At 70.2% G+C, this 13,805-nt stretch carries 17 protein-coding genes and 1 riboswitch; of the genes, 10 read left to right on the top strand and 7 right to left on the bottom strand.

The genetic code is table 11. From position 1 onward, the window contains the following. Positions 1 to 120: 120 nt before the first annotated feature. The 4 genes from ACGFWE_RS27330 (at position 121) to ACGFWE_RS27345 (ending at position 3,659) form a co-directional block, all read left to right on the top strand. Positions 121 to 1,002 carry a helix-turn-helix domain-containing protein gene (locus ACGFWE_RS27330; RefSeq protein WP_393602386.1) on the top strand — a complete coding sequence of 294 codons (882 nt, stop codon included), beginning with the start codon at positions 121 to 123 and terminating at the stop codon, positions 1,000 to 1,002. Between the two features lie 4 nt (positions 1,003 to 1,006). Then, the gene (locus tag ACGFWE_RS27335; RefSeq protein ID WP_393602388.1) at positions 1,007 to 1,198 is read left to right on the top strand and encodes a DUF397 domain-containing protein; all 192 of its coding nucleotides are present in this window, start codon (positions 1,007 to 1,009) and stop codon (positions 1,196 to 1,198) included. 245 nt (positions 1,199 to 1,443) lie between these two features. Further along, positions 1,444 to 2,658, top strand: coding sequence for a threonine--tRNA ligase (gene thrS / locus ACGFWE_RS27340; protein WP_393602790.1), 1,215 nt, complete (start codon positions 1,444 to 1,446; stop codon positions 2,656 to 2,658). 38 nt (positions 2,659 to 2,696) lie between these two features. Beyond that, on the top strand, positions 2,697 to 3,659 hold the full coding sequence (locus ACGFWE_RS27345) for a nucleoside hydrolase (protein WP_393602390.1): 963 nt from the start codon (positions 2,697 to 2,699) through the stop codon (positions 3,657 to 3,659). Positions 3,660 to 3,681: 22 nt separating this feature from the next. Here ACGFWE_RS27345 and ACGFWE_RS27350 read toward each other — a convergent pair whose 3' ends face one another. After that, positions 3,682 to 4,797, bottom strand: coding sequence for a HoxN/HupN/NixA family nickel/cobalt transporter (locus tag ACGFWE_RS27350; RefSeq protein WP_393602392.1), 1,116 nt, complete (start codon positions 4,795 to 4,797; stop codon positions 3,682 to 3,684). A 28-nt stretch (positions 4,798 to 4,825) separates the two neighbouring features. After that, positions 4,826 to 5,032, bottom strand: a riboswitch (cobalamin riboswitch). An 81-nt stretch (positions 5,033 to 5,113) separates the two neighbouring features. On the opposite strand from ACGFWE_RS27350, the gene ACGFWE_RS27355 reads away from it, so the two are divergent. The 3 genes from ACGFWE_RS27355 (at position 5,114) to ACGFWE_RS27365 (ending at position 6,384) form a co-directional block, all read left to right on the top strand. Then, positions 5,114 to 5,461 (top strand): metalloregulator ArsR/SmtB family transcription factor, encoded by a 348-nt coding sequence (locus ACGFWE_RS27355; protein ID WP_352387403.1) that lies wholly within the window; start codon positions 5,114 to 5,116, stop codon positions 5,459 to 5,461. A 165-nt stretch (positions 5,462 to 5,626) separates the two neighbouring features. Then, positions 5,627 to 5,995 (top strand): hypothetical protein, encoded by a 369-nt coding sequence (locus ACGFWE_RS27360; RefSeq protein ID WP_352387405.1) that lies wholly within the window; start codon positions 5,627 to 5,629, stop codon positions 5,993 to 5,995. A gap of 98 nt (positions 5,996 to 6,093) precedes the next feature. Next, entirely contained in the window at positions 6,094 to 6,384 is a 291-nt protein-coding gene (locus ACGFWE_RS27365; RefSeq protein ID WP_393602394.1) for a hypothetical protein, read from the top strand. Between the two features lie 51 nt (positions 6,385 to 6,435). Here the strand turns inward: ACGFWE_RS27365 and ACGFWE_RS27370 are convergent, their stop codons facing one another. From ACGFWE_RS27370 to ACGFWE_RS27380, 3 genes are all read right to left on the bottom strand, one after another. Beyond that, complete coding sequence (locus ACGFWE_RS27370; protein WP_352387409.1) at positions 6,436 to 6,654, bottom strand: hypothetical protein; 219 nt, start codon at positions 6,652 to 6,654, stop codon at positions 6,436 to 6,438. A 44-nt stretch (positions 6,655 to 6,698) separates the two neighbouring features. Next, positions 6,699 to 6,935, bottom strand: coding sequence for a hypothetical protein (locus ACGFWE_RS27375; RefSeq protein ID WP_393602396.1), 237 nt, complete (start codon positions 6,933 to 6,935; stop codon positions 6,699 to 6,701). A 118-nt stretch (positions 6,936 to 7,053) separates the two neighbouring features. Beyond that, complete coding sequence (locus tag ACGFWE_RS27380) at positions 7,054 to 8,004, bottom strand: LAETG motif-containing sortase-dependent surface protein (RefSeq protein WP_393602398.1); 951 nt, start codon at positions 8,002 to 8,004, stop codon at positions 7,054 to 7,056. Positions 8,005 to 8,289: 285 nt separating this feature from the next. On the opposite strand from ACGFWE_RS27380, the gene ACGFWE_RS27385 reads away from it, so the two are divergent. Next, positions 8,290 to 9,951 (top strand): glycoside hydrolase family 13 protein, encoded by a 1,662-nt coding sequence (locus ACGFWE_RS27385; protein WP_393602400.1) that lies wholly within the window; start codon positions 8,290 to 8,292, stop codon positions 9,949 to 9,951. A gap of 20 nt (positions 9,952 to 9,971) precedes the next feature. Here ACGFWE_RS27385 and ACGFWE_RS27390 read toward each other — a convergent pair whose 3' ends face one another. Further along, positions 9,972 to 10,739, bottom strand: a complete 768-nt coding sequence (locus ACGFWE_RS27390; protein WP_352388040.1) for a DUF4142 domain-containing protein — start codon at positions 10,737 to 10,739, stop codon at positions 9,972 to 9,974. Between the two features lie 252 nt (positions 10,740 to 10,991). On the opposite strand from ACGFWE_RS27390, the gene ACGFWE_RS27395 reads away from it, so the two are divergent. After that, a complete protein-coding gene (locus ACGFWE_RS27395; RefSeq protein WP_393602402.1) occupies positions 10,992 to 11,681 on the top strand; it encodes a DUF6445 family protein in 690 nt (229 codons plus the stop codon). Between the two features lie 10 nt (positions 11,682 to 11,691). Here the strand turns inward: ACGFWE_RS27395 and ACGFWE_RS27400 are convergent, their stop codons facing one another. Further along, the gene (locus tag ACGFWE_RS27400; protein WP_393602404.1) at positions 11,692 to 12,177 is read right to left on the bottom strand and encodes a hypothetical protein; all 486 of its coding nucleotides are present in this window, start codon (positions 12,175 to 12,177) and stop codon (positions 11,692 to 11,694) included. Positions 12,178 to 12,328: 151 nt separating this feature from the next. Here ACGFWE_RS27400 and ACGFWE_RS27405 point away from each other — a divergent pair, with 151 nt between their 5' ends. Beyond that, positions 12,329 to 12,814 carry a hypothetical protein gene (locus tag ACGFWE_RS27405; RefSeq protein ID WP_352387420.1) on the top strand — a complete coding sequence of 162 codons (486 nt, stop codon included), beginning with the start codon at positions 12,329 to 12,331 and terminating at the stop codon, positions 12,812 to 12,814. 24 nt (positions 12,815 to 12,838) lie between these two features. Here the strand turns inward: ACGFWE_RS27405 and ACGFWE_RS27410 are convergent, their stop codons facing one another. Beyond that, the gene (locus tag ACGFWE_RS27410; RefSeq protein ID WP_352387422.1) at positions 12,839 to 13,210 is read right to left on the bottom strand and encodes a DUF6479 family protein; all 372 of its coding nucleotides are present in this window, start codon (positions 13,208 to 13,210) and stop codon (positions 12,839 to 12,841) included. Positions 13,211 to 13,805: the final 595 nt, after the last annotated feature.

Below are 13,805 nucleotides of genomic sequence, written 5' to 3' on the forward strand. Positions count from 1 at the left end.
TGCACTTCCGCCAACTGGTTTCCTTGAGTGGCTGATCGAGTACTGACGGTAGCCTCTAGGGGAATTGGCCAGCAATCGAACGGGACAGAAATATTGCTGGCCCTGGCTGGGAGGACACGCGTGGCAGGCAGGAACCCCGACCGTGGGAAGACCATCACGACCGTCCTGGGGCGACGGCTCGGTGGTGAACTGCTGCGGATGCGCGAGGCGTGTGATCTTCGGCAGGCACATGCCGCCGAAGCGCTGACGGCGTCTGTGACCAAGGTGGCGAAGATCGAGCGCGGACAGGTGCCGTTGCGTGATCCCGATATCAGGGCCTTGACCCATCTGTACGGCGAGACCGACGAGGCAGTTGTCGGTAAGTTGCTCGCTCTCGCCAAGGCGGACCGCGAACGGCGTAAGGCCAAGGGCTGGTGGAACCAGTACCCGCAGCTGACGGCGCAGATCGAGTATGTGGCCCTGGAGGACATCGCCACGGAACTCCGGACCTGGCAACTCGCTTTTGTGCCCGGCCTCTTGCAGACCGCCGACTATGCCCGTGCCCTCGCGGTCGGGAACGGATCCTGGGAAGACCTCGACGAGATCGAGACCTTCGTCGAGGCGAGGATGGCCCGGCAGGCCAGGCTGGGTGGCGAACGCCCGCTACAGCTCTGGGCGTTGCTGCACGAGGGGGCCGTGCGCCAACTGGTGGGTGGTCGAGATGTCATGCGGGCTCAGCTGGAGCACCTGCTGGAGGCGGCGCACCTGCCCAACGTCCGTGTGCAGGTCGTCCCGTTCATCGCCGGCGCTCACCCAGGGATGACCTGCGCCTTCACCGTCGTCTCCTTCGCCGAGCCCGGCGCTCTGGACGTCGTGCAGGTGGATACTTCGTCGACGAAGGTCTGGTTGGAGAGCGAGACTGACGCCGCCCACCACAACGCGACCTTCGATCGCATCACGCGGCTCGGGCTCGCGCACAGCAACTCCGTAAGACTCATCGACAGCATCCGCAAGGAGATGTAGAGCCGTGTCCGACTACGAGTTCAGGAAGTCCACGTACAGCAGCGGCGACGCGCACGGCGAGTGCGTCGAAGTCGCCCGCAACCACCCCGGCACCATCGCCGTCCGCGACTCCAAGACCCCCCACGGGCCGATACTCCAGGTCGTCCCCGACACCTGGACCACCTTCATACGGTCCCTGCACCAGGTACACCCCTGACCAGCCCGCCATACCGCGTACCGGCACACAAAAATCCGTCGCCCCGCTCCCACCCCTCCCCCTACCCTCACCCCATGCAGCGCGCCCAAGCCCGAGCCATCCTCTCCATCAGGACGACGCCGGAGCAGGTCCCGGTGCGCTGACAGCTGACGCAGTCCGAAGCCCCGGGGCGAGTGCCCCGGGGTTTTGTCGTTCCCGTCGGTTCCTCGCCCCCCCGATGAGCGAGGGAGACCCCCATGAAGCCGATGCACGACCACCGCCGGCTCGGCCGTGAGCTCGAGTTGTTCGACACCGATCCCCTGATGGGCGCGGGGCTGCCGTACTGGCTGCCCGACGGGGCCGTCGTACGGCATGTCCTGGAGGAGTACGTCAGGGAGGTGGAGCGGGCCGCCGGGTACCGGCACGTGTACTCGCCGGTGCTCGGGAAGCGGGAGCTGTACGAGATCTCCGGGCACTGGTCGCACTACGGCGACGACATGTTCCCGCCGATGCGGCTCGGCGGCGAGGAGGTCGTGCTGCGGCCCAGCCTCTGCCCCCACCACGCCCTCATCTATCGGTCACGGTCCCACAGTTACCGTGAACTGCCCCTTCGCATCGCCGAGTTGGGCGGCATGTACCGCTCGGAACTGTCCGGCGTCCTCGGCGGCCTCACCCGCGTCCGCTCCATCCAGCTCAACGACGCCCACATCTTCTGCACCCCGGAACAGGCCGTGGCCGAGGCCCGCGCCGCCCTCGACCTCATCCGACGCGCCTACGACGACCTCGGCATCCGAGCGTCCAGGTACCGACTGTCGCTCCCGGGAGACTCCGGCAAGTACGTCCCCGACCCGGAACTCTGGCGCCGCGCCACCGCCCTCCTCGAAGAGGTCCTCGACGGCGTCGACCACGAGTCCGTCGAGGGCGAGGCCGCCTTCTACGGCCCCAAGATCGACGTGCAGATCACCGACCCCGCCGGCCGCGAGTCCACCCTCTCCACCGTCCAGATCGACTTCCACCAGCCCGAACGCTTCGACCTCCACTACATCGGCCCCGACGGCGGCAAACACCGCCCGGTGATGGTCCACCGCAGCATCATCGGCAGCGTGGAGCGGGCGGTCGCCCATCTCATCGAGGCACACGGCGGCGCCTTCCCGGTGTGGCTCGCCCCCGTGCAGCTGGTGGTCCTGCCGGTCGCGGAGGCACAGGAGGAACGGGCCCATGAGCTAGTACGGCGGGCCGAAGCGCGCGGCATCCGGGCCGAACTCTCCGGTCCCGGTCACGGCACCCTCGGCGCCCGCGTCCGCGCCGCGCGCCTCGTGCCGTACCAGGCGGTGATCGGGGAGCGGGAGGCCGACGCCGACTGTGCGGCCGTACGGCTGCGGGACGGGCGTAGGCCGGGAGTCGTGCCGGTCGGCGAGCTGCTGGAACGGATCGCTGCCCGCAGCGGTGATCGCGGGGCCGAACTCTGGGCGGCTGCGTAAGGTCGGTCCCGTACGCCAGTGACGAAAGGACCTCCGCCGTGACCGGTCAGCCCATTCCGGTGATCATCGACTGCGACACCGGTGTCGACGACGCCCTGGCCCTGCTGTTCGCCGTACGGCACCCGGGCATCGACCTGCGTGCGGTCACCTGTGTGGCCGGGAACACCGACGTCGACGGTGTCGTGCGCAACACGCTGACCGTTCTTGAGCAGGCCGGAGCCGGGGACATCCCCGTCGCGCGGGGTGCCGCGCGGCCGCTGATCGAGCCCGTGCGCGCCGCGCACCACGTGCACGGCCTCGACGGCATGGGCGACCTGGGGCTGCCGGCGCCGACCCGGGTCGCGGTGGACGTGGACGCGGTGACCCTGCTCAGGCGGGAGATCCTCGCCTCCCCGACGCCGGTCACCCTCATCCCCACAGCGCCGCTCACCAACATCGCCCTGCTGCTCCGCACCCACCCCGACGTGGTGCGGAACATCGAGCGGATCGTGTTCATGGGCGGCGCGGTCGCGACCGGCAACGCCACCCCCGTCGCGGAGTTCAACGTCTGGCACGACCCCGAGGCGGCCGCCGTGCTGCTCACCGCAGGGGTGCCGATCACCATGTACGGCCTGGACGTGTTCGAGCGGGTCATCGTCCCCGCCGCAGACGTCCAGCGGCTGCGGGCGAGTTCGGAGCCCAGCCTGCGCATGGCCGGGGACCTCCTCGCCCACCGCGACCCGGCCACCTCCGGTGACCCCACCCCCACCGGTGGCCTCGGCGACGCGGGCGCGGTGTGCGCGGTCGTCGACCCGGAGGGGCTGACCACCGAGCTGCTGCCGGTGGAGGTGAGCCTCGCCCCCGGCCCGACGCGCGGCCAGACCGTCGTCGACCGCCGCCGCCGTCCCGGTGAGTCCGAGATCCACGAGGGCGAGCGTGAAGTGACCCTCGTGGATGTGGCGTTGGGCGTCGACGTGGAGCGGTACGTGAAGCTGTGGCTGACGGCGGTGGAGGGGGCCTAGCCACCGAGCCCCGTCCGCTCTCTCAGGAACTGCTGACGCTCCACCGCTGCTCCACCTTCGCGAGCCGCCAGTAGGCGATCGCCGCCGCCCACACCACCACGAACAGGCCGACGATGATGTAGCCGACGTTGTCGAGGTCGATGTCGGCGATCCAGGTGGTGAGGTCGTCGGTGAGGTCGAGCTTGTCGTGCAGGACGCCGACGAGCTCGATCGTGCCGATGAAGAAGGCGACCGCGATGGACAGCCCGGTGATGGCGAGGTTGTAGAAGACCTTGCGGACGGGGTTGGAGAACGCCCACTGGTAGGCGAAGTTCATGAACGTGCCGTCGAGGGTGTCGAACAGGCTCATGCCGGCGGCGAAGAGCAGCGGCAGGCAGAGGATGGCGTACCAGGGCAGACCCGCGGCCGCGCCCGACCCGGCCATCACCATCAGGGTCACTTCCGTGGCCGTGTCGAAGCCGAGCCCGAACAGGAAGCCCAGCGGGAACATCTGCCCCGGCCGGGTGATGGACTTGGTGAGCCGGCCGAGGATCCGGTTCATGAAGCCGCGCGAGTCGAGATGCTGCTCCAGCTCCTTCTCGTCGTACGTCCCCGCCCGCATCGCCCGGAAGACCTTCAGGATGCCCAGCAGGGCGACCAGGTTGAGGGCGGCGATGAGATAGAGGAACGACCCGGAGACCGTCGTACCCAGAAATCCGAGCACCTGGTGGGTACTTGACCCCTCGTTCATGACCTTGCCGGCGAGCTGGGTGCCGCCGGCGATCAGCGCGGCGAGCAGGACCACGACACTGGAGTGCCCGAGCGCGAACCAGAACCCCCCGGACACCGGCCGCTTGCCGTCCGCCATCAGCTTGCGCGTGGTGTTGTCGATCGCGGCGATGTGGTCGGCGTCGAAGGCGTGCCGCATGCCGAGGGTGTAGGCGGTGATTCCGAGTCCGATGCCGAAGGCCTTGTCGCCCACCTCGTAGTGCTCGGGGACGACCAGGAGGAAGAGGATGCCGAAGGCGACGACGTGCAGGGCGGCTATCGCGGCCATCAGACCGACCGTCTTGACGGTGTCCTCGCGCCGCCAGCGGAAGGAGGCGGGGGCGGCGGCGGTCTCGTGCAGGGCGGTCTCGGGCAGCGCAGGATCAGTCATACGGTGGTCACTCCAGCACCTCGTGGATGAACGCGTGAGCTGCCGTGGCCGGTCTCCTGGCTTACGGGTCGTGCGTTTCCCTGCCCGCCTTCCCGGCCTGATGGTGACGGCCAGTGGCTGTCCCGTGAGGGACGTGGGAGGGAAACTCCCCGATCACAGTGGCGAGGGCCGCACCGGAATGGACCTTTGAGGGGTCGTCACCGGCTTCCCGAGCACCACGGCCCGCCCACCGTAGGGGGGAGCGGGGGTTCCTGCATAGCTGCACACCTGCGCAGGTATGGAAGATCACACAGAGCCGCCTGCGAGGATGTGCGCCATGCACCTCGTCCCGGCCGACCGAGCCGACCGCCGCACCATCGACGGACACCGGGTGTGCGACGCCATCGCCGCGATCGGCGACCCGGGACACGTCCGCACCTGGTCCGACCGCTTCGCCCTCCTGGCCGACCCCAACCGTCTCGCCCTGCTGCTCGCCCTGTACCGGACCGGCCCCCTGGCCGTCTCCGACCTCGCGATCGCGACCGGCATGAACGACCCGGCCGTGTCCCAGGCGCTACGGCTGCTGCGGGCGGCCGGGGTCGTGGCGGGCGAGAAGGAGGGACGGGTGGTGCGGTACCGGGTGGTGGACGAGGCGGTACGGGGGCTGTTGCAACAGGTGTCGTGAGGGGGCGTCGGACAACTCCGGACTGCTGAGGGGCAGTTCAGCGGCACTGAAAGACCAGGACATCCGTCAGTGTGCCTGTGTACCGTGCCCCTATGACCGACAACCGAAAGGGCCGTGCCGCGTAGGCGCCCCTCAGCCCTGCGGGCTGAACTGCCGATCCGTCGCGTGAGGCCACGACGGTACCCGGCCCTCGACGGCCTCTCCGCGCGCTGCATGGCCGATCTGCGCCGCCTGGAGCGATCCCGCTCCTTTCTCGAGGACACGGTTGAAGCGTTCCGGCGCTGGAAGGCTCTTGCCCACGGACCGCTCAGACTGATCGCGGACCCGACGACAGCGCAACGATGCGGCATCCCCGGCTGTTGTGACGTGGGGTACTTCAGGGATCACCTCGAAGCCGTTCTGCACGCCCTGCCCAAGCAGAGCGCACGAGAGTTGCGCGCTCTCCTGACCCCCCTCGACGACGAGATTCTGAGACGGGCGAAGGTCATCCAGGTCGACAACCTCGGCGTGCCGTGGTGGCGGGACCAGCTCTAGGTCCAGGAGGCGTGAGCGGTGCCCAACTCGCTTGACACAGTGGTGCCGTCGTGAGGTGATCCATGCACCGTGATCCTTTGGGGGGGACCTTGTCGTACGTGGCCGTGACGCTTGCCGGTGCCGACACACCGGGTGAGCATCTCCAACTGGCGGCCTTCACGGCCATGGCCGCGATCGTCTTCATATGGCTGGGGCGACGGCAGCGCAGCACGGGGCGCAACGTGCTCGCACCGAGCGAGACGATGAGGGCCGGCGACCGGCTCATCCCGGCACCACCCCCGAGCCGCGGGCACCGCAGAGCAGGGTGGGCGTGGATCGCCTTCGGCTGCGTCTTCCTCCTGCCGGCGGTGTTCAACCTCCTGGCGGCGATCCATGAACTCATCGACTGAGTCGGCCTGCGTCACCGCCGTCCGGGCCGTACATCGGTAACACGCGGTCACTCACCCCTCCACCCCCCACCACTCCGGCCCGCCCCCCTTCCACTCGATCCACGACGACTGCGCCACCTCCGCCGCGTCGATCTCCAGGCCCGCCCTGCGGAGGAACTCGGCGACGTCGGTCAGGTTGTGGGCCAGGCCGAGGATCTCGCCGTCCACGCGGACGCGGCGGCCGCCGGTGGGGGACGGGGGGTGCACGATCACGCGGATCGGTCCGGACATGTCTTCAGGATCGTCCGGGACGTACGGTCCCGCATGTCGATCCGTCATCGGTCGAGCTGTTCGCCGATGTCCGCGACGGACGAGCGCCCCAGATCGCGCAGTTCCCGCCACTCGGCCGGGCGTGGGCGGCCTCGCTGCCAGTGGGGATGGAAGAACACCTGGGCCGACAGCCGGTACAGGCGTCGGCGCAGCTCCGTGCGCCCGGGGCGCTCGGCGAGCTGCCGGTAGGTGACACTCCAGTCCCGCTGTGCCCGGGCGAGGTCGTCGGGGAACGATCGCATGCCCGGATTCAATCATGTGTTCGATTTATTGGGCCATGGCGGGTCCGTGGACGAGTCCCGGGCACGCCGAAGGGCCGCCCACACCGCGAACGGTGGGACGGCCCCGGTCGGACAGGGGTCAGGCGCGCGAAGCCTTGCGGCGACGCGTGGCCAGGACGATGCCCGCGCCGCCCGCGAGCAGCACCGCCGCGCCGCCCGCGATCAGCGGGGTGTTGCTGCTGGCGCCGGTCTCGGCGAGGTTGTCACCGCCGCCGCCGCCGTTCGGGGTGGGGGCGGCCGGAGTCGTGGTGGACTCCGAGGCCGACGGGGTCGGGGTGCTCGTACCCGGGGTCTCGGACGCCGGGGGCGTGCTCTCGGACGCCGGCGGGGTGGACTCGGACGCCGGCGGGGTCGACTCCGAGGCCGGGGGAGTGCTCTCCGAGGCCGGCGGGGTCGCCGGGGGCGTCGTCGGCGGGGTGGCCGTGCAGTCCTTCGTGCCGCCGTTCCAGGCCGCGATCAGCTTGTCCTTGATGACCGGGTGGTCCGGGCCCTTGGGGAGGTCGCCGTGCGGCAGGCCGTCCTTGGCGTCGAGCTGGCCGTCGAACTTCGTGTTGCCCCGGTAGAGGTCGATCTGCGCGTAGCAGCCGACGTCCGGGATCGAGATGTCGAGGGAGTCGACGGAGCCGGCCTTGACGGTCACGGTGTCGAAGTCGTGGAAGACCTGCTCGCCGGAGGTGGCGAACGTCGGGCCGTGCGCGCGGTAGGACGCGAGAGAAGCGGTGCAGGTGGACGCGTCGCCCGCCGCACGGACCTTGACGTGGACCTTGCCGTCCTCGGTCGGCTTCAGGTTCAGGTCGTCGACCTTGACCGAGGCGAAGAAGTTCTTGCCGTCGAGGGAGAACTCGCAGCGGTCGGTCTCGGTCTTGGAGCCGGCGCCCGTACCCGGCTTGTAGCTTCCGCCGTCCTGCCACCCCTTGCCGCCGGGGCAGTCGGAGGCCGAGGCGACGGAGGCGAGGGCAGCGGAGAAGGCGAGCGTCGCGGCGCCCGTCCCCAACAGGCGCCGCATGGTGACACGTCTCGCTATGGACATACGTATCCCGTCAGGATGAGAGTGAGTGGTAACAGCAAGCATCAGAAACACTGGGCTCATTGGTCACATGCGCCACGGTGTTCGCACATCGTGGATCTCCTTGCGGAATGCTGTCAACCTGCGGTGATACAACGAGGGTTCTGGGGTCGTCACAATTTCGACACACAGGGAACGATCCACTCCGCAAAACCCCAGGTTCACTTTTCGGAGACGTGGACAGATATCCCCTTTGTCTGTCCCTGTTGTCGTCTTCATGGACCGCACCCGCATTCCAGAGGAGCCCGCGTGATCGCCCGCACCACCACGCCCGACCTCTCCAGCAGTGACCCCAACTGGTGGCGGCAGGCCGTCGTCTACCAGGTCTATCCCCGCAGCTTCGCCGACGCCGACGGTGACGGCCTCGGGGACCTCAGGGGCGTCACCGAGCGCCTCACGCACCTGGCCGCCCTCGGCGCCGACGCCCTGTGGCTGAGCCCCTTCTACCCCTCCGAACTCGCCGACGGCGGCTACGACGTCGCCGACTACCGGGACGTCGACCCGCGCCTCGGGACGCTCGACGACTTCGACGCGATGGTCGCCGAGGCCCACCGGCTCGGCCTGAAGGTGATCGTCGACCTCGTCCCCAACCACACCTCCCACCAGCACGTGTGGTTCCAGGAGGCCCTCGCGGCCGGGCCCGGATCCGCGGCGCGCGAGCGGTACGTCTTCCGTGACGGCCGCGGCGCGCACGGCGAACTCCCGCCCACCGACTGGCAGTCCGTCTTCGGCGGCAGCGCGTGGCGGCGGGTCGCCGACGGGCAGTGGTACCTGCACCTGTTCGCCCCCGAGCAGCCCGACCTCAACTGGTCGAACGACGAGGTCCGCGAGGACTTCCGCACCACCCTGCGCTTCTGGTCCGACCGCGGGGTCGACGGCTTCCGCGTGGATGTGGCGCACGCCCTGGCCAAGGACCTGACCGAGCCGCTGCGCGACCTCGACGACCTGCCCGGCGTCGCGGAGGAGGCCCTGCACCACCTGCCGCCGGGCGGCCACCCCTACTGGGACCGTGACGAGGTCCACGAGATCTACCGTGACTGGCGCACCATCCTCGACTCCTACAGCCCGCCCCGCACGGCCGTCGCCGAGGCCTGGGTCCCGGGCCCGCGCCGCGCGCTGTACGCCCGCGCGGACGAACTCGGCCAGGCCTTCAACTTCGAGTACCTGCAGACGTCCTGGGACGCCGGTGAGCTGCGCCAGGTCATCACCGACTCCCTCGCCACCGCCCGCGCGGCCCACGCCTCGGCCACCTGGGTGCTCTCCAACCACGACGTCGTACGCCACGCCTCCCGCCTCGCGCTGCCCCCGGGCACCGACGAGAACGCCTGGCTGCTGTCCGGCGGCCACGCGCCCGGGATCGACCTCGCCCAGGGCCTGCGACGCGCTCGCGCGGCCACGCTGCTCATGCTCGCGCTGCCGGGATCGTCGTACGTCTACCAGGGCGAGGAACTCGGGCTGCCCGAGGTCGCCGACCTGCCCGTCGAGGTGCTCCAGGACCCGATCTGGGAGCAGACGGGACGGGTCCGCAAGGGGCGCGACGGGTGCCGGGTGCCGCTGCCGTGGACGCGGAGCGGTCCGTCGTACGGCTTCGGCGCGGGCGGTGCCTGGCTGCCGCAGCCGGAGTGGTTCGCGGAGTACGCCGTCGAGGCCCAGGACGGTGTCGAGGGTTCCACGCTGGAGCTGTACCGCACCGCCCTGCGCCTGCGCCGCAAGCTCCTCCAGGGTGAGGAGCTCACCTGGACGGAGGCGGGCCCGGCCGGCGTGCTGGACTTCGTCCGCCACGAGGGCTGGCGGTGTGTCGCCAACCTCTCGGACACCGCCGTCCCGCTCCCGCCCGGGGAGGTGCTCCTGACCAGCAGCCTGTTGCAGGACGGGCTGCTGGCACCGGACACGACGGCCTGGCTGGGCTAGGAACGGGCTGCTGGTCAGGGCTAGCCGATGGTCGGCGTCGGGGTCGCGCCCGCGCCCGTCGCCGGGGTGGCGCCGTTCGCGTTCTCGCCCGGGATCCCGAGCGGCGTCGACGTCGGGTTCGGCGGCGGGGTGAGCACGACCATCGGCGCGCCGGGCTGGGGTGCCGGCGGAGTCAGGTCGGTGCTGGGCAGCTTCGGCGGAGTGGTCTGCATGAAGAGGGCCTGGTCGAAGTTGACGAAGCCGGTCTTCTCCATGACCGTCATGTGGTCGAGCACCGTGTCGTTGGCCATGTCGGCCAGCGACCGCACCAGCGAGTTCTTCGTGGTGGAGCGGATCTTCGCGATCGCGTTGAAGATCGAACCGTGGGTCACCCGCAGGATGTTGGCGAAGTTCGTGTCGAACTGCTGGCCGCTGCTCGAATCGATCGTGTTCACGAAGCCGACCTGCTGCGGGCTCGCCACGTTCGGGATGGTGACGTTGAGCATCGGGGCGATCTTGCGGCAGGCGGCGTCCAGGGCCGCGTGTCCGTCGATGAGATGCTTTCCGGCTTCCTTCACCTCCGGGGTGGTGCCCTTCTGCTGGGCGATCTGCCCCAGTGGGTACTCCCACAGACCCGCCGCCCGCACCTTGACGACGAAGTCGCGGTCCTGCTCGGTCAGCGGGCCCCACTGCGTCTGGGCGATGATTCTGTCCTGTGCGGTCGCAGCCTGACTGACACCCAGCATGGACGGGTACGCGAGAGCGCCCAAAGTCAGTGTGAGGGCTCCGCCCACGAACAGCGTTCCCATCGCGTTGCGCGAGAGTGGCACCGTGCCTCCTGCCCGGTAGGGGTTTTCCCGCCGGGAGGCGGGTTGGACGCACAGGAGTACGCACGCGGGGCCGGAGTTGTTCATCACCTCTTCCGGAGGATGACCGGGCTCACAGACGCCCCGTCAGGACAGCTGCCCGGCCGCCGGTTGACTGTTCGTTGACCGGTTCGCGGGGAACTCCGGGGGAAATCACGGGAGAGACCTGACGGGCCCTGGACCTAGATTCGCCGCATGTCCATGCCACAGCGGTCGCAGCGGTCCCCGCGGCCCCTTCCCGTCCTCCCGTACCGCAAGCCCACCAAGGGCCGCGACTACTGGGTGATCGACGACGTGCTTCCGGACGCCGACGCCGTACGCGAGCGCTGTCTCGCCAAGGACGACTGGGCCAAGGGATATCCGTACACCTCCGAGACCTGGCCGGGGCTGCGGACCATGCCGGGGCTCGATCCCGGCGAACTCGCGGGCGTGGAACGGCTGGTGAGGAAGGTGACGGGGGCCGGGAAGCTGTGGGTGCAGCGGGCGCCCGGCGGCGGCACCCTCAACCACAACTGCGTACAGGTCGTCGGCGAGGGCGAGAGCGAACCGAGGCCGCACACCGACTCCCGGGCGCTGTGCCGGTACGCCGCCGTCCTGTACCTGAACCCCGGCGTCCCCAAGGACTGCGGCACCAGCTTCTACCGGCAGTCCCTGCCCGGCGGGCGGCTCGGCGGCAACGTCGTGCAGGCCCCGCACAACAACCTCGTCGAGGCCCTCGGCACCCGGTTCGTCGCGCCCGACGCCTTCGAGGAGGACGTACGGGTGCCGCACAAGTACAACCGGCTGCTCCTCTACAACGCCAACCTCGTGCACAGCGCGACCGGTTACTCCGGCGGCACGCTGGAGGAGAAGCGGATGACGGCCGTCTTCTTCTGGATGGCGTGAGCCCCGCGGGTCAGTAGCGCACCGCGCGGGGCACCTTCGCCCGCACGTCCCCCGCGTTCCCCGGCAGGTCGTGCGTACTGCGGGCGGTGCCCTTCCCGGTGCCGCCCGCCGGGACGTCCCGCACCGTCACCACCACCGTGTCCAGCAGCTTGCCCGTCCCGTCGGTGAGGTCGACCTGGACGGCGAAGGACTTCGCCGAGTCCGCGCTGTTGGCGGCGGTGACGGCGACCGTCGTACGGCCGTCGGAGGCGGTCGCGGGCGTGCCGAGCCGTACGTCGTCCTTGGCGTCGACGCCGTTCTTGATGTCGTCGAAGCGTTTTCCGGCCTCCGCCGTCGCCGACGCCACCGCGTCCCCGGCGCGGGAGGCGGCCGACGCGACCTTGCTCGCCACCGACGACGGGCTGTCGCCGTCGGAGCAGGCGGTCAGGCCGGTGAGACCGGTGAGACCGGTGAGGGCCAGGGCCGTCAGCAGCGCGGCCGTCGTCCAGCGGGTCATCTCGCCTCCCGGGTGCAGGTCCCTCCAGTGAAGGCCCCCCGCGGTACGGCCGCACGCCCCGCGTCACCCGAACGGCCCCCTCCCGTGGTGGCCGGGCCCGCCACGCCCGATGGTCGAAGCACATCGACCATCCGAAAGGTGGGACACGGCCATGACGCAGCAACCGCACGCCACCCAGCCGACCGCCGGCACGACCCCGACGTCGCCGCAGTCGTCGACCCCGTCCTCGGCCCCGGGCTCCGGGCCCACGCCGACCGAAGGCTCGTGGGCCGCCGGCGGGGTGGTCTTCGCCGGTGTGCTGATGCTGATGAACGGCATCCTGGCGATCTTCCAGGGCATCTCGCTGCTCGCGAAGGACGACGTCTGGGCCCGCGTCGGCGACTACGTCTACAAGATCAACCTCACCGGCTGGGGCGTGATCCTGCTCTGCCTCGGGGTGCTCGCCGTCGTCACCGGCGCGTTCATCCTCAGGGGAGCCGCCTGGGCCCGGATGACCGGCATCTTCCTGGCCTCGCTGAGCATGCTCGCCCAGTTCCTCTTCCTGCCCTACGCGTCGCTGTGGTCGGTCATCATGATCGGCCTCGACTTCTTCGTCATCTGGGCGCTGGCGGCGTACCGGCCGGGCACGCGGGCCTGAGCCGCCGACGGCGGCGGGGTCCGGTCACACGTGTCCGATGCCGCCACTGCCGAAGCCGCCGCTGGAGCCGGGCAGCCAGCGTTTGCGTTGCTGGTCCTTTCCTCGTCTGCTTCCCGAGTGGTGGAGCTGGTACGGCATCAGCCGTTCCCGTCCCACCGCCGGAGCGGGCAGCTCGTCCGGCTCCCGCATCTCCCGGATCTCACGGATCGGTCCGGTCTCCGGGAGATGCGGCTGCTCCTCACTGAGCGGCCGTGGAAGCTCCCGGTCCTGGACCCGCATGCCGAACTGCACGGCCCATACCAACGCGCCGGCGATGAACAGCCCACCGGCGAAGGCGGCGATCACGTTGAGTACTTCGCTCGACGTGGCCGCCAGGACAAACGTCGCCGTACTCATGGTCCGATTATCGCCGATTGCGACTGGATCGGCGCGAAAGGGATTTTCCGGGGCGCTGTCATGCCCCGGCGACGCCACACACGACCGGACGCCGGACCGGGGCCCACCAGGTCTCCCTGCTGCCTCCCCACAGAGCCCACCGCTCTCCGCCCCCGGGGGGTTCCGTGCTTCCACCGGGTCCGCCGGGAGAGCCTCGCGGGGCCGGCCCGGGTTTTCGGCGGTTACCTGCCCGGGCCGGGGGCTCGCCGCCGGGCCGGCCGGGCTCTCCGTCGTCCGCGCGGCCGGCCTGGTTCTCCGCTTCCCGCGCCCGGGCCCGTGGCGGTTCCTGCTCGGGCCCGGGGTTTCCCGACGGGTCGGCGGGGCTGCTGCCTGTGGCGGTTTCTTGTTTCCGTTCGCGGGGCTCGTCCGGGTCCCCCTTCCCGTCAGGCCCGTCGCGGGTTTCTGCTCAGGCCGAGGGTCTCCCGCCGCCCTGGCCGGGCTGCTGTCCTCGTTCGGGGGTCCCCGCTTCCCACCGCGCCCACGCCCTCCATGGCCCCCTGCCCTGCCACGCCAGGACGCACCAGCGCCCGCTCCAGCCCCCGTCTCTCCATCCGGC

Source organism: Streptomyces sp. NPDC048523 (assembly GCF_043199815.1).
Lineage (GTDB): Bacteria > Actinomycetota > Actinomycetes > Streptomycetales > Streptomycetaceae > Streptomyces.

Bases quoted from the DNA above. Each gene is read 5' to 3' on its own strand.
- ACGFWE_RS27375 (WP_393602396.1), bottom strand. From the start codon at position 6,935: ATGCGATCGTTCCCCGACGACCTCGCCCGGGCACAGCGGGACTGGAGT.
- ACGFWE_RS27350 (WP_393602392.1), bottom strand. From the start codon at position 4,797: ATGACTGATCCTGCGCTGCCCGAGACCGCCCTGCACGAGACCGCCGCC.
- ACGFWE_RS27410 (WP_352387422.1), bottom strand. From the start codon at position 13,210: ATGAGTACGGCGACGTTTGTCCTGGCGGCCACGTCGAGCGAAGTACTC.
- thrS (WP_393602790.1), top strand. From the start codon at position 1,444: ATGCACGACCACCGCCGGCTCGGCCGTGAGCTCGAGTTGTTCGACACC.
- ACGFWE_RS27380 (WP_393602398.1), bottom strand. From the start codon at position 8,004: ATGTCCATAGCGAGACGTGTCACCATGCGGCGCCTGTTGGGGACGGGC.
- ACGFWE_RS27395 (WP_393602402.1), top strand. From the start codon at position 10,992: ATGTCCATGCCACAGCGGTCGCAGCGGTCCCCGCGGCCCCTTCCCGTC.
- ACGFWE_RS27390 (WP_352388040.1), bottom strand. From the start codon at position 10,739: ATGGGAACGCTGTTCGTGGGCGGAGCCCTCACACTGACTTTGGGCGCT.
- ACGFWE_RS27370 (WP_352387409.1), bottom strand. From the start codon at position 6,654: ATGTCCGGACCGATCCGCGTGATCGTGCACCCCCCGTCCCCCACCGGC.
- ACGFWE_RS27405 (WP_352387420.1), top strand. From the start codon at position 12,329: ATGACGCAGCAACCGCACGCCACCCAGCCGACCGCCGGCACGACCCCG.
- ACGFWE_RS27355 (WP_352387403.1), top strand. From the start codon at position 5,114: ATGCACCTCGTCCCGGCCGACCGAGCCGACCGCCGCACCATCGACGGA.
- ACGFWE_RS27400 (WP_393602404.1), bottom strand. From the start codon at position 12,177: ATGACCCGCTGGACGACGGCCGCGCTGCTGACGGCCCTGGCCCTCACC.